Here is a 16,466-nt window from a genome sequence, read left to right on the forward strand (position 1 = left end):
CATACGATGCGTGGGAATGTTTGGCTCTAAATACCTGTCCGGTAACGAAGACCGAAGCGCTCATAACAGGCGTGGAATATACTCATGACAGCGTTTTCTGTTTGAATTGACCATGAGGTGGACAGGTGACGGTTTAATTATCGAGCCACCGAGTTCGACGATCAACATATCAGCTTTTTAGCATTGCATTCAATCCCGCCTGTGCAATTTGTGCATCCTCATGAGATCTCACACCGCTCACTCCTATTGCGCCGATGAACTGGCCATCCACTGTGATGGGTAAGCCACCTTCGATCGGCAGGGTTCCAGGCAGGCCGAGATAACGCAGGCGTCCGTCAGTGACGTGTTCTTCCCACACTTTGGTGGGACGTCGAAATGCAATCGCAGCGCAGGCCTTCTGAATTGCGACATCAACGCTGCCGAACTGGGTGTTGTCGAGGCGCAGCAGGTAAACCAGGTGAGCCCCATCATCAACGATTGCGATCACCACCGGCCAGTTATTGCGTTTGGCCTCCGCTTCCGATGCGGCGGCAATGATTTTGGCGTCATCGAGCGTGAGGGCGATCTTGTTATTCATGATTATTGATCCGGTAGGTAAGTAACTGTGTGAATATGTCATTGCCGGCCTGGATCGGGCTCCGGGTCAAGCTTGAAGTGACGAAGTTCATGATATTCCTCGCAGAATATATAACATCCGAGAATCTGGAAAGTTTGAAAGAGCAGTATGTGAGCTTTGGTGCACAAAAAAAAGCACGCCATAATTTCTCGGCGTGCCTTGTCTGCGAATAAAAGGCTCATAACAGCGGGACAATCAATAAGGCAACAATGTTCATGATCTTGATGAGTGGGTTGATCGCGGGCCCTGCGGTGTCTTTGTAGGGGTCGCCGACAGTATCGCCGGTTACGGCCGCTTTATGCGCCTCCGAACCCTTGCCGCCAAAGTGGCCATCCTCAATGTATTTTTTGGCATTATCCCAGGCTCCGCCACCGGCAGTCATGGAAATCGCTACAAAAATACCCGTGATAATGGCGCCAATCAGCACACCACCCAAGGCGACGGGGCCAAGCATGAGGCCGACGAGCAGGGGCACCGCCACGGGCAGCAACGAGGGGATAATCATTTCCTTGATGGCAGCCTTCGTTACCATATCAACCGCTCTGGAATAGTCCGGTTTCGCGGTACCTTCCATGATCCCGGGAATTTCCCTGAACTGGCGGCGTACTTCCACCACCACCGAACCGGCAGCCCGACCGACAGCCTCCATCGCCATGGCGCCGAACAGGTATGGCACCATGCCGCCAAGGAACAAGCCGATGATTACCATGTGATCGGATAAATCAAAACTCACGAGCTTGCCGCCGGTGGAAAGCGCGTGAGTGTAATCGGCAAACAGTACCAGCGCGGCCAAACCGGCAGAGCCGATGGCGTAGCCTTTCGTTACCGCCTTGGTAGTGTTTCCTACCGCATCCAGCGGGTCGGTGATATCGCGTATCTCCGATGGTAAACCAGCCATTTCCGCAATTCCGCCGGCATTGTCGGTAATCGGCCCATATGCGTCGAGCGCCACGATGATGCCTGCCATCGACAGCATGGAGGTGGCGGCGATGGCGATGCCATAAAGGCCCGCCAGCTCCTGGGCGCACCAGATGGAGACGCAGACGGCAAGTACCGGAGCGGCGGTCGATTTCATGGACACACCCAGCCCGGCGATTACGTTGGTTCCGTGGCCGGTGCTGGAGGCTTCCGCGATATGCTGTACCGGCCCATATTCGGTAGAGGTGTAGTACTCGGTGATCCACACCATTGCGGCAGTCAGCACCAGACCTACAAGCCCGGCAAGATATAGATTCATCGATGAAACCAGCTTGCCGTCAATCATCACTCCGTCGCCCAGCATCGTCGTCGTGATGGGATAAAAGGCGACCGCCGCCAGCACACCGGCAACCGAGAGGCCGCGATAAAGCGCGTTCATGATCTTTCCGCCCTCGCGTGCCTTGACGAAGTAACAACCGATGATGGAAGCGATAATGGAAAATCCGCCCAGTACCAGCGGGTAGAGAACCGCATTGGGACCGGCATCCGTGATCACCAACCCACCCAACAGCATGGTGGCGATAATGGTCACGGCGTATGTCTCGAACAGATCGGCTGCCATCCCCGCGCAGTCGCCGACATTGTCGCCCACGTTGTCGGCAATGACTGCCGGGTTGCGCGGATCGTCCTCGGGAATGCCGGCTTCGACCTTGCCCACCAGATCGGCGCCTACGTCGGCGCCTTTAGTGAAAATACCGCCACCGAGACGGGCGAAGATGGAGATCAGCGAGCTACCGAAAGCCAGACCTACCAAAGCGTGAGTCGCATCCGATGCATTGGTGCCCAAGCCGGCGGTAAGGAAGGCATAGTAGCCTGCCACGCCCATCAAGCCCAGACCCACCACGAGCATGCCGGTTATCGCGCCGCCTCTGAATGCCACGTTCAGCGCCGCATTGAGTCCCTCCCTTGCAGCTTCTGCGGTACGGACATTGGCTCGCACCGAAACGTTCATGCCGATATAGCCTGTCAGACCCGACAAAAAAGCACCGATGAAAAACCCGACTGCGGTTTTCCAGCCCAATGCCAGAAAAATGGCTACCAGTAGAATCACCCCAACGATACTTATGGTCGTGTATTGCCGATTCAGGTATGCGGAAGCGCCCTCTTGAATGGCAGTGGCAATCTCCCGCATGCGTTCGTTACCTGTCGGCAACGCGACAATCCACTTTATCGAAACCACTCCGTATAGTAGCGCAGCCATCGCACAAGCAATCGCGATGATTAAACCAGTAGCCATTTAAATCTCCAGTTAAAGTCGGACTGCTTGAAAACACTCAGCGTTCTCAATCCCCCGTTAAACTTGAAGGATTTAGATCGTAAAGTCACCCAGTTTTTTTGCAACTGCTACATTCTTCAGTCGTACGTAGTCCGGTAGGCCATCCTTATAAGGGGGGTAGTCCTCTCCCTGGATAAGGGGCACCAGATATTCCCTGCATTTGTCGGTGATGCCGAAGCCATCCTCGCTGATAAAATCCTCGGGCATCATTTTCTCGACGTTGGCAACTTCGGAGAGTTGCGCCATGCCCACCTTCCACTCATAGGGCTGGTTGGAAACACGCTCTATGGTAGGCATTACGGCGTTATGTCCATTGACGGCGAATTCCACCGCTGCCTTGCCCATCGCGTAAGCCTGCTCTACATCGGTCTTCGAGGCGATATGACGTGCGGCACGTTGCAGATAATCCGCAACTGCCCAATGGTATTTAAGGCCGAGCTCCTCTCTGACGATATTTGCCACAACAGGGGCAACACCACCCAGTTGAGCGTGACCGAAAGCGTCACGTATGCCCTGGTCGGAAAGGAATTTACCGTCTTCCCCTTTTACACCCTCGGATACCACTACCGAGCAGTAGCCGAATTTTTTGACATTGCTATCCACCTTGGCGGTAAATTTCGCTTTATCGAAAGGAATTTCGGGAAAGAGAATGACAACCGGGATTTCACGGTCGATACTGGATGCCAGGCCGCCCGCCGCCGCGATCCATCCGGCATGGCGCCCCATCACTTCCAGCACGAATACCTTCGTCGATGTCTTTGACATGCTGGCGACGTCAAAGCTGGCCTCGAGCGTGGATACGGCGATATATTTTGCCACCGAGCCGTAGCCGGGGCAGCAGTCTGTAATGGGAAGGTCGTTATCCACCGTTTTCGGTACATGAATGGCCTGGATGGGATAGCCCAGGGTATCTGCGAGTTGCGAGACCTTGAGGCAAGTGTCGGCGGAATCGCCGCCGCCATTATAAAAAAAGTAGCCGATATCATGCGCCTTGAATACCTCGATCAATCGTTCGTACTCACGCCGGTTTTGTTCGAGGCTTTTCAATTTGTAACGGCAAGAGCCGAATGCTCCCGAGGGAGTATGACGCAGGGCGCTGATTGCCGAGGCGGAATCCTTGCTGGTATCGATCAGATCTTCAGTCAGGGCACCGATGATGCCGTTACGACCCGCATAAACCGTGCCTATCTTCCCTTGTTGCTGACGGGCAGCTTCGATAAGGCCAGCGGCCGAGGCATTGATGACGGCGGTGACGCCGCCGGATTGAGCATAAAAAGCATTTTTTGCTACCATGATTTTCCCCTGATTATTCTAAAATTTTATCTGCTGCGCATTGCGCCGATGCGTTTGCTCCCTGGCAGCCTGTCGGACTTAAAGGGAATTGGCTGCAAAAGCGTCTGGGCGGTTCATATTTCGCTGATTTTTCGACCAATAGAAAATTGACCTTCAAAATCCTCAAAATCTGCCCTCACTCAGTCACTTTTTCGCTGCGATTCTTCAAGTCCGACAGGCTGTTAGTGCTACCGTCCTGGCCGCGCAACGATGCATCAGACTGCAGTTTGTTAAGGCTGCTGCTGTGTTGTTGTTCACGGATTAAAACGGCGGTGATATCATAAAGCTCAAGTCCGCCAAGGGTCTTGATCGAGGTTTATTTCAGTGAAGCGAAAATGGCGTCGCGGATATTTTCCACCGATCCTACCCCCGCAATTTTGACGTACTTGGGGGCACCCCTTCCGCCGCTGACTGACCATTTGGCATAGTATTCCACCAATGGCTCGGTCTGGGCATGATAGGTTTCCAGCCGCTTTCTCACGGTTCCCTCTTTATCGTCGTCGCGCTGTATCAGTGGTTCGCCGGTTACGTCGTCTCTCTCATCCCTGGCGGGTGGATTGAATATCACGTGATAAATACGGCCCGAGGCGGGATGCATGCGCCGGCCCGACAAGCGCCTGATGATCTCTTCGTCAGGCACGTAAATTTCGATCACAAAATTGATGGGTACGCCGGCGGCCTTCATTGCATCCGCCTGGGGAATAGTGCGGGGAAAACCGTCGAAGAGGAAACCTTTTACGCAATCGGGCTGTGCGATACGCGCTTTGACCAGGCCGATAATAATGTCATCGGAAACCAGCCCACCCTCATCCATGATTTTCTTGGCCATGATACCGAGTTCGGTACCCGCCCTGACTGCCGCGCGGAGCATGTCGCCCGTGGATATCTGGGGAATGCCGAAATGTTCCTTGATGTAATTGGCCTGCGTCCCTTTTCCCGCGCCGGGGCCGCCTAATAGAACAATTATGATTATTTCCCCTTATCTCTTTCCATGAGCTCCACCTTATAAGTTGGAGCTAGAGGTATTTCTTCATTATTTCCGGTAAGTATAGCGCAGCCGAGCATGAGGCTCGAACTTTTTGCTTCAATTTTATGAATCGAGAAGTTTCAATATATTCTTCCTGCTTCATCGGGCGCGCTGCCGGCAAAATCTGAAATCCATTCACAGGGTCGGCGAGTTATCCAGCTTCAGCAACTGCTCTTTCAGCTTCACCAGCGTTGCACAAAAATTGCCAAGCCTGTTTTTTTCCTGCTCCACCACCTTGGCGGGAGCACGCTCGATGAAGCTGTTATTGGCCAGTTTGCTCTCCGCTTTGGCGACTTCTGCTTCGATGCGGCCAATTTCCCGAGCCAGTCGTTCGCGCTCGGCCACTATATTCACTTCGATTTTAAGCATTAATCGAAATTCGCCCACGATTGCAACCGGCGCATCGGCGTGGGGCAAGTCGCCGTGCACGATTTCGACGCTTGAGAGTTTAGCCAGCGCCATCAGGTAAGGAACAAATTCAGAGAGCGTTTGCTCATCTCCTGCAGCCAGCAGCGGAACCCTCGATGCTGGAGACAGACTCATTTCGCCGCGCAAAGTCCGGCAGGCGTTGATCATTTCCTTGAGTGCGGCTATCCGGCCAATTGCATCTTCGCTGATCTTCCCGGGGTCAGCTTTCGGATAGGGCTGCAGCATGATGCTCGCGCCTTGCTTGCCGGCCAGCGGCGCGATGTTCTGCCACAATTCTTCGGTAATAAAGGGAATAATGGGATGCGCCAACCGTAACGCTGTCTCCAATACGCGCGCCAGCGTGCGGCGGGTGGCGCGCTGTGCAGCAGCGCTGCCGTCATTCAACTGTACTTTGGCAAACTCCAGATACCAGTCGCAATACTCATCCCAGACTAATTCATAGATTTCCCGTGCCGCCATGTCGAAGCGGTAATCGCGATAAGCCTGAGTGACCGCGATTTCCGCCAATTGCAAACGGCTGATGATCCACCTGTCGGCACCGGAATATGCCAATGCCGGTACTTCATCGAGCACTGAAGTCAAACCAGCCGTTAAACCCGTATCTTTTCCCTCGCAATTCATTAAAACGTAGCGACTGGCGTTCCACAGCTTGTTACAAAAATTCCGGTAGCCCTCGCAGCGCTGCATATCGAACTTTATATCACGGCCATGAGATGCGAGACTGGCAAACGTAAAGCGCAGCGCATCGGTACCAAACGCGGGAATGCCTGCAGGGAAATGCTTACGCGTGATTTTTTCGATGGATTCCGCCTGTGCGGGGTTCATGAGACCTGTGGTGCGCTTTGAGATCAAGTCCGGTAGCGCGATGCCGTCAATGAGATCCAGCGGGTCCAGCACGTTACCCTTGGACTTGCTCATCTTATGACCTTCCGCATCGCGTATCAGCCCGGTTATATACACCTCCCGGAACGGCACTTTGCCGGTGAAATACAGCGACATCATCACCATGCGTGCCACCCAGAAAAAAATGATGTCGAAACCCGTGATCAGAACCGACGTTGGCAGAAAAGTCCGGAGTTCGGGTGTTTCTGCAGGCCAGCCCAGGGTGGAGAATGGCCATAGCGCCGATGAAAACCAGGTATCGAGCACGTCCTCGTCCTGGGTGAGCTTGCGTTCGCCAGCCAACCGCCGTGCTTCCTCCAGGCTATGCGCGACAAAGATGTTGTTATCCTCGTCATACCAGGCCGGAATTCGGTGTCCCCACCACAATTGACGCGAAATACACCAGTCCTGGATGTTTTCGAGCCATTGGTTGTATACATGACTCCAGTTTTCCGGAATAAAACCGATCTCACCGCTCGCTACCACTTTCAGCCCGGCTTTGGCCAGATTATCCATCGCCACATACCATTGGTCGGTGAGCATTGGCTCGATGACCGCGTGGGTTCGGTCTCCGCGGGGCACCATCAGTTTGTGCGGCCTGGTTTCGATCAGAAGACCTTGTTCTTCCAGATCGGAAATGATTTTTTTGCGAGCATCCGAACGGTCCATGCCCTGATACTGCGCAGGCGCCAATTCATTGATTTTTCCGTCCAGCGTGAGGATACCGAGCGGAACGAGCTTGTGCCGCTTCCCGACCTGGTAGTCATTGAAATCATGCGCGGGGGTAATTTTCAAGCAGCCGGTACCAAATTCCGGATCGACATACGTGTCGGCGATTATGGGAATGCTTCGCTCACATAATGGAAGGCGCACGTGGCGACCGATCAGGTGGCGATAGCGGGGGTCGTCCGGATGCACGGCGACCGCCATATCGCCCAGCATGGTTTCGGGACGTGTCGTGGCGACAATAACGCTTACTGGCTCTGCGTCGTCCAGAGCTATTTCTCCGTCTTTCTCGAGCGGATAGAGAATATGCCAGAGAGATCCTTCCTCCTCTACGGATATCACTTCCAGATCGGAAACCGCGGTCTGCAGCACCGGATCCCAATTTACCAGCCTTTTGCCCCGATAGATGAGGCCATCGCGATAAAGCCGAACGAAAGCTTCAGTAACGGCTCGGGATAATCCTGTGTCCATGGTGAAGCGTTCGCGCGACCAGTCGCAGGAAGCACCCAGCCGCCTCATCTGGCGACTGATGGTGGAGCCGGATTCCGTTTTCCATTGCCATACGCGCTCGATGAATTCTTCCCGCCCCAGGTCGCGGCGATCGATATTCTGCTGGTCCAGTTGACGTTCCACCACAATTTGCGTTGCAATCCCGGCATGATCCGTACCCGGCTGCCATAGCGTGTTTTCCCCACACATGCGGTGATAACGCGAAAGCGCATCCATCAAGGTATGCTGGAAAGCGTGGCCCATGTGCAGTGTGCCGGTTACGTTGGGGGGAGGCAGCATAATACAGTAGGCGGGAACCGCCCCTGTTCCGGCATGTGTTTCATCGGACATGGATTTGAAATAGCCGGCGGATTCCCATTGCGAATACCAGCGGTTTTCGATGGTACGGGGATTGAAGCTTTTTTCGAGTTCCATGGATGTTGACGGGGAGGCGGAAAACAGGGAATTATAACGGAAGGTGCGGACGCAAACAGCGACGGTTATCGTCGGGTGATGTTTATCCTGAAGCGGTGGCCGGCCAGAATGCGGCTAAGCTGATGCGCGGGTGGGGCCGGAAGCCGGAAGCCGCTCAAAGTCCGAATAAGCGGGATTCCAGCGACTGAACCAATATTTTTCTCGCATCGGCATGCAGGTCGACCTTCGCATCCCCGAGCGCGGCATCCAGAATTTGCTCCAGCAGCGATGTAATGTCAGGCTGAGGCGACAGTGTTTCAGGCGCCAGATATACTATTTCAGTGAGTGTTGGTATCTCGTCTACCGTTATCAACGGTCTCTGCTCTAATGCAGTTCCGTGAGCAGTACTATGAAAAGCCTCGGCTTTGCCATCCGTTTCAACCGAGGCTGAAGCCGATGGGGTGCCCTGGTGCTTGCGCAGCAACGCTTCGAGCTTGCTCAGAATTTCGTTGTAATCAGCTTCTGGCGTCGTTTCATCGCTGCTGTCTGTCATGGAAGTGCCGGCATTCGTGAATAGGTGGAAGGGTGGGGGAGAAGAGTATCCGGGAGAGGGACGGATGCAGAATATATTCGCAACTCTACCTGGTTTAACTATACCGCTCCAAGCTTATGATGGCGAATTTCATATCCCCGATCCTGGTAGAAGCGATAGCGTTTTCGCGCCGCTTGCGTATCTTCCGGCGCGGTGCCGGCGATTTCGATCAAACGCCGGAAGCGGCTGAAGAACGAAGGATTTTCAACATCCAGGTTGAGCAGGACATCATCGTGTGGAAGATTCGCGGCGTAGCCAAGTATGACTGGTGTGACATCGGCCAGCTTGTCGTCAGCACGGCAGTGAGGAATAAAATCGATTGAAGAAAAAGTCCATAGAAGTTTATCCAGCCGCTCGATCATTGTTGTATCGGTCGTATAAATCATTACCTTGAAGCCTTTCTGCAACGCTTTGGCGACGAGACGGCAAGCGGTATGAAGTTTATCCTCGCTGCCGGAGTAGAAGTCGATCTCGGTCATGCCAGTCTATTTCGATTTATGCTCAGCAGGCCCTTTTTTCGCCGCTCGCCCGATCAGGAATTGTGTCAGCAGGGGCACAGGTCGGCCTGTGGCTCCTTTTTCCTTGCCGGATTTCCAGGCAGTACCCGCTATGTCCAAGTGAGCCCATCGATATTTCTTCGTGAAACGCGACAGGAAGCAGGCTGCGGTAATGGTTCCGGCGGCGCGGCCACCAATGTTGGCGATATCGGCAAAATTACTTTTCAGTTGCTCCTGGTACTCGTCCCATAACGGCAGTCGCCAAGCGGGATCCGCCGCTTTCCCGGAAGCGTGCAGCAATTCCTCCGCCAGTTCTTCATCCGCGCTGAGCAATCCCGACGCAACATGGCCGAGCGCGATGACACAAGCACCGGTAAGGGTGGCAATATCTATTACGGTCTCGGGTTCATAGCGTTCGGCATAAGTCAGTGCATCGCACAGGATCAGTCGTCCTTCAGCATCAGTATTGAGAATTTCCACGGTTTGCCCGGACATGCTGGTAACGACGTCGGCGGGCTTGGTGGCATTGCCACCCGGCATATTTTCGGTGGTGGGGATGATGCCGATCACATTGACGGGAAGCCGCATTTTCGCCACCGCTGTAATGGTACCGAGCACGCTGGCCGCGCCGCACATGTCGTACTTCATTTCATCCATTTCCGCTGCGGGCTTCAAGGAAATGCCGCCGGTATCAAAAGTGACGCCCTTGCCCACCAGTACGACCGGTTTTTCCTTCTTCGTCCGTCCCCAGTATTCCAGCGCGATCAGCTTGGCGGGTTGATGGCTGCCACGGGCAACAGCCAGCAATGCGCCCATGCCGAGCTTCTCCATGTCCTTCTGCTCCAGAACGGTAACCTTGAGCTTATAAGCCTTGGCCACGTCGATGGCCTGCTCTGCAAGGTAGGTCGGGGTACAGATGTTGGGCGCGAGATTGCCTAAATCTTTGGCCAGATTCATACCATCGGCAATGGCAAGGCCCTGCTGCAGGGCTTCCTCGCTGGCGGCAAGTTCTCCGCGGCTGCCCTCGTTCATGGTGTAAAGCGTAACTTTACGAAGATGCGGTTTGGTTTCTTCAACCTGGCTCTTTAGCCGATCGAAGCGATACCTGCTTTCCATCGCGATAATGGCGGTTTGTGAAATTTTCCATGCGGTTTCACGGTTTTTGACAGGCACCTCATTCAAAAACAGGGCGGCGTCGGTAGCGCCTGTGCCATGCAGCGCCTTGAATGCGCCGCGCACCACATCGCAGTACGCTTTATCGCTGAGCGCTTGTTCCTTGCCGAGTCCCACCAGCAGTATTCGATCGCACAAGGTGTTGGGCACATTGTGCAGCACCAATGCAGAGCCTGCCTTACCCTCCATATCGCCGCTGCGCAATAGGCCGCCGATATATCCATCGGCGATCTTGTCCATGGCTTCCGCCGCCGCGGTCAATTTGCGCGGCTCGAATACGCCTACCACCACACACGCGCTGCGCTGCTTCTCCGGGTTTCCGCTTTTTATATTAAATTTCACCACTTGCTCCTCGATCAGGGGTCTTGTCGATAGATTACTCAAACCGAATAATGGTTGATTATCGCCGGACTGTCCGCATAAAGTCAAAGCGGACAGTATACTGTTTACAAAAGCCTCTCTGACTGAATTCTCTGTCTCAGGCGGCACGGTAAGTACGATGAATAAACGATCCCAACCCGGATATTTCATAAATTGACGCGCGCCCTTGCTGGTCTTTTGTTTCGTATGAAAATTTCGTTCAGTCGAGCGTATGAATAACTACGCCACTCTTTCACAAAATCTCCCTACGAAACAAAATCCTGCGCAATCATCACGCGAATTTATGAAACATCTGGGTTAATATTGTCATGATGAAGCCTAAGGTTGCTCATAAAGAAAAATCAGCAGATGACTATCAAGCAAAGCTCGCTGCCCCATTTGCCGTACTCGGTCTTCGTATCGAGGAAGACTGGCTGACCGATATAGCGTACCTGCCCGCCGATACGCCTTTACTCGCACCGCGCACCGCTTTGGCCAAGGAAGTCTGCGAGCAGCTGCAGGCGTATCTGGCTGATCCGAGCTTTATATTCGATCTATCGATGCACATTGGCGGCACGGTTCACCAGCGCAGGGTATGGCGTGCCATCCAGGACATCTCCAGCGGGACTACACGTAGTTATGGCGATATTGCTGCACAACTGCATTCAGCCCCGCGTGCCGTGGGGCAGGCATGCGGAGCCAACCGCCTTCCGATAATTATTCCCTGTCATCGCGTTATTGCTAAGAACGGCGGGCTGGGCGGGTTTATGAATGCGAGCGATGGCGTCCCGCTTACTATCAAACGCTGGCTGTTGCACCATGAAGGGGCCTGAGCTTGACTCATGCTTGCTGGACGAATTCTCGGATGCCTTGTGGCTGGAAGATGGTTTATCGCGTAATACGCTGGAAAGCTATCGCAGCGACCTGCAACAATTCAGCCAATGGCTGGCTAAACAGAGTGAGCGAAAACAAAATGATAGCTTGCTCATAGCGGCGACTCATCCGGACCTGTTGGAGTTTCTTGCCTGTAAGGTTTCCGCCAGGGTGAAGGCGAGCACTACCAGCCGCGAACTGTCGAGTTTAAAGCGGTTCTACCGTTTCCTGTTGCGCCAGGGAAGAATTCAGGTTGATCCAAGTCTCAATATTGATACGCCCAAGCTGCCCCGTAATTTGCCCGCGAGCCTCACCGAGGCGGATGTGGAAGCCTTGCTTGATGCGCCCGATGTCAAGGTCCCATTGGGATTGCGTGACCGCACCATGCTTGAAGTGCTATACGCGAGCGGACTTCGCGTATCTGAACTGATCAGCCTGGAAAGCCCGCAAATCAGCCTGAACATGGGTATCGTACGAGTAATCGGCAAGGGCGGGAAAGAGCGGTTGACGCCCTTGGGCGAAGACGCGCTGGAATGGGTCGCTCGCTACACTAGAGAGACCAGACCGGAGTTGCTGAAGGGGAGATTGAGTAACGCACTGTTCATTACCACCCGCGGCTCGGCCATGACACGCCAGGCTTTCTGGTATCTGATCAAACGTTATGCGCGCCAGGCAGGCATTGCCAAGCCGTTGTCGCCACACACGTTGCGCCATGCTTTTGCTACGCATCTGCTCAATCATGGTGCTGATTTACGCGTTGTGCAATTGCTGCTGGGCCATGCAGATATTTCCACCACACAAATCTATACTCACGTGGCGCGCGAACGGTTGAAGCGCATTCATGCTCTGCATCATCCACGAGGGTAATTGATAGCTTTTTTCACCCATCACGATCCTGAGGAAGAGATACAAATAGAATAGCTGCACTTCTACAGGTAAAAAAATTCGTTTTCATCCATCCTCTGCTAGAGTTAGCTTAAGCGAGCTGATGATGTGAAGAAATAATCGCCGCTCCGCATAACTTTACCGATAAATAAGGAGAAAATCATGCGTAATCAATTATCAATTATTTCCATCGCGATAGTCTTGGCGATGGGTGGCTGTGCCAGCACGCCTGAAACGCAAAATAACAGAACTCGAGACACGGCTATAGGCGCGGGGATCGGTGCAGGTACAGGCGCAATAATTGGCGCTCTTGCAGGTAAAGGGACAGGTGCGGCGATTGGCGCCGCTGCGGGTGCCGGCCTTGGGGCCATTGCCGGGAATGTGTGGTCCAGAAGAATGGAACAGCAAAAAAAGGAAATGGAACAAGCTACCTCAGGTACGGGTGTACACGTCGTCAAGACATCGGATAACCGCCTGAAGCTGGATATCCCCAGCGATATTTCATTTGATACCGGCCGCGCGGAGATCAAAAATGATTTCAAACCGGTGCTGGATAGTTTTGCGACGAGCCTGAGCAATAACACTGCTTCCCAGGTAACGATCATTGGACATACCGACAACTCGGGTAGCGATGCAATCAATAATCCCTTGTCTATAAACCGTGCGGCCAGTACGCGGGAATATCTGGTGAGCCGGGGCGTTTCCCCGAATCGCATCAGTATCGATGGTCGTGGTTCCCGCGAGCCTCTCGTCGCTAACGATACACCTGCAAACAGAGCTAAAAACCGTCGTGTTGAAATTTTCGTGGCTGAGCCGCAAGCCGCTTCAGAGTAAGACCGTCGGCGACGCAGTAAACAACGGGTGGTTAAAATGAGGCTGGTTGCATCGTCTCTCGCTCATTGGAGCGAATTGAATGCACCAGTCCGCCACGGGTTGTCATCGACTGTGCGCGCTGTCATGGAACGGCAGGCAAATCCCTGACAGGTATGCGCCAGATAAACACAACCAGGATGATGCCCAGCACAGCCAGCATCACCTGATGCCAGACAGACGGCATCATCAGGATGGAGCTGCCGAATGATATCGCCAGCAGGAAGTAAACCCAGCGCTTGACCCGCCGTGGAATGCTGCGGTGTTCGATCCATTCGCGGATGATCGGACCTGCAATGCGATTAGCCAGAAGCCTGTCATGGAAGTGTTTCGAGCTGCGCGCGAAGCAGGCCGCAGCCAGCAGTATAAAAGGAGTGGTAGGCAATATCGGCAGCACTATGCCTGCCACGGCAAGTATCAGCGCAGCGAACCCCGCTGCCAGATAGAGATACCGTATGACAGGCGAATCATGCAGCCGTATTGACGGCGGCTCTTGCTGCTCCTGGCATACCTCATCATTCAGACGCTCTTGCATATGCTTGGGCTTATGGAAATATCGACGAGTTCAAAAATTTAACCGCTCTTTTATCAAGCGTGGGTGGTTAACCGGTATAATAAAATGTTGAGGGCGTGCAAAATACTAATTCAATCTTGGGGCAATCATGTCTAAGGTAAACACACTGATCAATTTGAGCATACTACTACTGGGTATGGTTTTATTGCCCCAGGCCGCATTTTCTGAAACCAGGCAGGGAGTGTCCAACGTGACCGAACTTATAAAAGAAGATACCAAGATAGGCACCGGCGAAGAGGCGGTGGTCGGTAAGGCGGTTGAAGTGCATTATACCGGCTGGCTTTACGATCCCAGCGTGCCTGATAAAAAAGGAACGAAATTTGATAGCTCGCGTGATCGCGGCGCGCCTTTTTCGTTTCTGCTGGGTGCGGGCCGCGTAATCAAAGGCTGGGATCGAGGTGTGGCCGGCATGAAGGTGGGGGGGCAACGGACTTTGATCATTCCCGCCGATATGGCGTATGGCGCGCGAGGGGCGGGGCAAGGGGTCATTCCACCGAACGCGGCACTGATTTTCGAGGTTGAGCTGTTAGGTTTGCGCCAAGGATCTACACACTGATTCTCTTGGCGATGAGATATTGCCATCTTCTCAAGCTGACTAATTCAGATGATAGAATCCGGCCAGTTCATCATCTTGAGTGTCTGCGGTTGCCAAGCAAAAAACCCTGAAATGCACGTTGACTTATCAGCTTAAAGCATTCACAATTGGCAGTTTCGTTTGGAGGGGTTCCCGAGCGGTTAAAGGGATCAGACTGTAAATCTGACGGCTCTGCCTTCGAAGGTTCGAATCCTTCCCCCTCCACCAAATCAGGTGGTGTATACAGAGGTATGGCAGGGCTGCGAGGCGCTGGTAACGTCTGCAATCCTGATGAGCCCGATTTTAGATAGCGGGCGACGCATGGTGGTGCGCGACGCCTTTTCTCTGATGAGTTGATTGGGCGCTTCAATCCAGATCGATGGCTAGATGCGGGTGTAGCTCAATGGTAGAGCAGAAGCCTTCCAAGCTTACGACGAGGGTTCGATTCCCTTCACCCGCTCCAGGTTCGGAGCCAGAGAAAAGCCGAAAGTGTTGGCAAATTGTTTGCAGGATACCGAAGGTAAGTGACAGGTTTTAGGCAGGAAGACGCTTGCCCATGTAGCTCAGTGGCAGAGCACTCCCTTGGTAAGGGAGAGGTCGCCAGTTCAATCCTGGCCATGGGCTCCATAGGACGTGAATATAAAGGTGCTTTAAAAAGGAACGATCATGGCAAAGAGTAAATTTGAGCGGACGAAGCCGCACGTAAACGTTGGTACGATAGGGCATGTGGATCATGGCAAGACCACATTGACGGCGGCGATCACCATGGTATTGACGAAGAAGTTTGGTGGTGAAGCGAAGAGTTACGCGCAGATAGACTCGGCGCCGGAAGAGAAGGCACGGGGCATCACCATCAACACATCGCACGTCGAGTACGAGACGGTGAAGCGGCACTATGCGCACGTTGACTGTCCGGGCCACGCCGACTACGTCAAGAACATGATTACCGGTGCGGCGCAGATGGATGGCGCGATACTGGTAGTATCGGCTGCGGACGGGCCGATGCCGCAGACCCGCGAACACATCCTTCTGGCGCGTCAGGTAGGGGTGCCCTACATCGTCGTCTACATGAACAAAGCGGACATGGTGGATGACGACGAACTGCTGGAACTGGTGGAAATGGAAGTGCGCGAACTGCTGTCCAAATACAACTTTCCGGGAGACGACACCCCCATCGTCATCGGTTCTGCCCTGAAAGCACTCGAAGGCGACCAGAGCGACATAGGCGAGCCCTCCATATTCAAGCTGGCCGATGCGCTGGACAGCTACATACCCGAACCCGTTCGCGCGATAGACGGCCCCTTCCTGATGCCGGTGGAAGACGTTTTCTCCATCTCCGGGCGCGGCACCGTGGTCACCGGACGGGTAGAGCGCGGCATCGTCAAAGTGGGCGAGGAAATCGAGATAGTAGGACTCAAACCCACCATCAAGACAGTATGTACCGGCGTGGAAATGTTCAGGAAACTGCTGGACCAGGGGCAGGCTGGCGACAACGTTGGCGTATTGCTGCGAGGCACCAAGCGGGAAGACGTCGAGCGCGGCCAAGTATTGGCCAAGCCTGGCAGCATCAACCCGCACACCAAGTTCACTGCCGAGATATACGTACTGAGCAAAGAAGAAGGTGGGCGTCACACCCCGTTTTTCCAGGGCTATCGTCCCCAGTTCTACTTTCGTACCACCGACGTAACAGGTGCGATTGAATTGCCTGCGGGCACCGAGATGGTTATGCCGGGGGACAACGTCTCCGTGACGGTCAACCTGATCGCGCCGATAGCGATGGAAGAAGGTCTGCGTTTTGCCATTCGCGAGGGCGGCAGAACCGTTGGCGCCGGCGTGGTGGCAAAGATTATCGAGTGACGTCGCCAAGCGCATTCCAAACATTGAAGACCTTTGTATTCA

At 53.9% G+C, this 16,466-nt stretch carries 14 protein-coding genes and 3 tRNA genes; 8 read left to right on the forward strand and 9 right to left on the reverse strand.

Annotation, left to right across the window (positions count from 1 at the left end):
• Window positions 1-169 precede the first annotated feature (169 nt).
• The 8 genes from KJS40_RS03565 to KJS40_RS03600 form a co-directional block, all read right to left on the reverse strand.
• Complete coding sequence (locus KJS40_RS03565; protein ID WP_213539098.1) at window positions 170-577, reverse strand: heme-binding protein; 408 nt, start codon at window positions 575-577, stop codon at window positions 170-172.
• Between the two features lie 217 nt (window positions 578-794).
• Entirely contained in the window at window positions 795-2,831 is a 2,037-nt protein-coding gene (locus KJS40_RS03570; protein ID WP_213539099.1) for a sodium-translocating pyrophosphatase, read from the reverse strand.
• 72 nt (window positions 2,832-2,903) lie between these two features.
• The gene (locus KJS40_RS03575) at window positions 2,904-4,163 is read right to left on the reverse strand and encodes a 6-phosphofructokinase (RefSeq protein WP_213539100.1); all 1,260 of its coding nucleotides are present in this window, start codon (window positions 4,161-4,163) and stop codon (window positions 2,904-2,906) included.
• 355 nt (window positions 4,164-4,518) lie between these two features.
• Window positions 4,519-5,172, reverse strand: a complete 654-nt coding sequence (adk, locus tag KJS40_RS03580; RefSeq protein WP_090456980.1) for an adenylate kinase — start codon at window positions 5,170-5,172, stop codon at window positions 4,519-4,521.
• Between the two features lie 192 nt (window positions 5,173-5,364).
• Window positions 5,365-8,190, reverse strand: a complete 2,826-nt coding sequence (locus tag KJS40_RS03585) for a valine--tRNA ligase (RefSeq protein ID WP_213539101.1) — start codon at window positions 8,188-8,190, stop codon at window positions 5,365-5,367.
• Window positions 8,191-8,344: 154 nt separating this feature from the next.
• On the reverse strand, window positions 8,345-8,722 hold the full coding sequence (locus tag KJS40_RS03590; protein ID WP_213539102.1) for a hypothetical protein: 378 nt from the start codon (window positions 8,720-8,722) through the stop codon (window positions 8,345-8,347).
• 98 nt (window positions 8,723-8,820) lie between these two features.
• Window positions 8,821-9,240 (reverse strand): DNA polymerase III subunit chi, encoded by a 420-nt coding sequence (locus tag KJS40_RS03595; protein WP_025040232.1) that lies wholly within the window; start codon window positions 9,238-9,240, stop codon window positions 8,821-8,823.
• 6 nt (window positions 9,241-9,246) lie between these two features.
• The gene (locus tag KJS40_RS03600) at window positions 9,247-10,773 is read right to left on the reverse strand and encodes a leucyl aminopeptidase (RefSeq protein ID WP_213539103.1); all 1,527 of its coding nucleotides are present in this window, start codon (window positions 10,771-10,773) and stop codon (window positions 9,247-9,249) included.
• Between the two features lie 347 nt (window positions 10,774-11,120).
• On the opposite strand from KJS40_RS03600, the gene KJS40_RS03605 reads away from it, so the two are divergent.
• The 3 genes from KJS40_RS03605 to KJS40_RS03615 all read left to right on the forward strand — a co-directional run bounded on the left by KJS40_RS03605 (window position 11,121) and on the right by KJS40_RS03615 (window position 13,383).
• Window positions 11,121-11,624, forward strand: coding sequence for a methylated-DNA--[protein]-cysteine S-methyltransferase (locus KJS40_RS03605; RefSeq protein WP_213539104.1), 504 nt, complete (start codon window positions 11,121-11,123; stop codon window positions 11,622-11,624).
• Window positions 11,611-12,531: a site-specific tyrosine recombinase XerD gene (xerD, locus tag KJS40_RS03610; protein WP_213539105.1), complete on the forward strand. Its 921-nt coding sequence runs from the start codon at window positions 11,611-11,613 to the stop codon at window positions 12,529-12,531. Before KJS40_RS03605 ends, xerD begins: the two co-directional genes overlap by 14 nt.
• A 180-nt stretch (window positions 12,532-12,711) precedes the next feature.
• Complete coding sequence (locus tag KJS40_RS03615; RefSeq protein WP_213539106.1) at window positions 12,712-13,383, forward strand: OmpA family protein; 672 nt, start codon at window positions 12,712-12,714, stop codon at window positions 13,381-13,383.
• Between the two features lie 121 nt (window positions 13,384-13,504).
• On the opposite strand, the gene KJS40_RS03620 is transcribed toward KJS40_RS03615, so the two are convergent.
• Window positions 13,505-13,954, reverse strand: coding sequence for a YbaN family protein (locus tag KJS40_RS03620; protein WP_213539107.1), 450 nt, complete (start codon window positions 13,952-13,954; stop codon window positions 13,505-13,507).
• A 127-nt stretch (window positions 13,955-14,081) separates the two neighbouring features.
• On the opposite strand from KJS40_RS03620, the gene KJS40_RS03625 reads away from it, so the two are divergent.
• The 5 genes from KJS40_RS03625 to tuf all read left to right on the forward strand — a co-directional run bounded on the left by KJS40_RS03625 (window position 14,082) and on the right by tuf (window position 16,424).
• Complete coding sequence (locus KJS40_RS03625) at window positions 14,082-14,549, forward strand: FKBP-type peptidyl-prolyl cis-trans isomerase (protein ID WP_213539108.1); 468 nt, start codon at window positions 14,082-14,084, stop codon at window positions 14,547-14,549.
• Between the two features lie 161 nt (window positions 14,550-14,710).
• A tRNA-Tyr gene (locus tag KJS40_RS03630) sits at window positions 14,711-14,795 on the forward strand.
• 161 nt (window positions 14,796-14,956) lie between these two features.
• Window positions 14,957-15,030 (forward strand) — tRNA-Gly (locus tag KJS40_RS03635).
• An 89-nt stretch (window positions 15,031-15,119) separates the two neighbouring features.
• Window positions 15,120-15,194 (forward strand) — tRNA-Thr (locus KJS40_RS03640).
• A gap of 39 nt (window positions 15,195-15,233) precedes the next feature.
• Window positions 15,234-16,424, forward strand: coding sequence for an elongation factor Tu (gene tuf / locus KJS40_RS03645; protein WP_025040225.1), 1,191 nt, complete (start codon window positions 15,234-15,236; stop codon window positions 16,422-16,424).
• The last annotated feature ends 42 nt before the right edge of the window (window positions 16,425-16,466 follow it).

The sequence above is a fragment of the Nitrosospira sp. NRS527 genome (assembly GCF_018406445.1).
GTDB classification, from domain to species: Bacteria; Pseudomonadota; Gammaproteobacteria; order Burkholderiales; family Nitrosomonadaceae; genus Nitrosospira; species Nitrosospira briensis.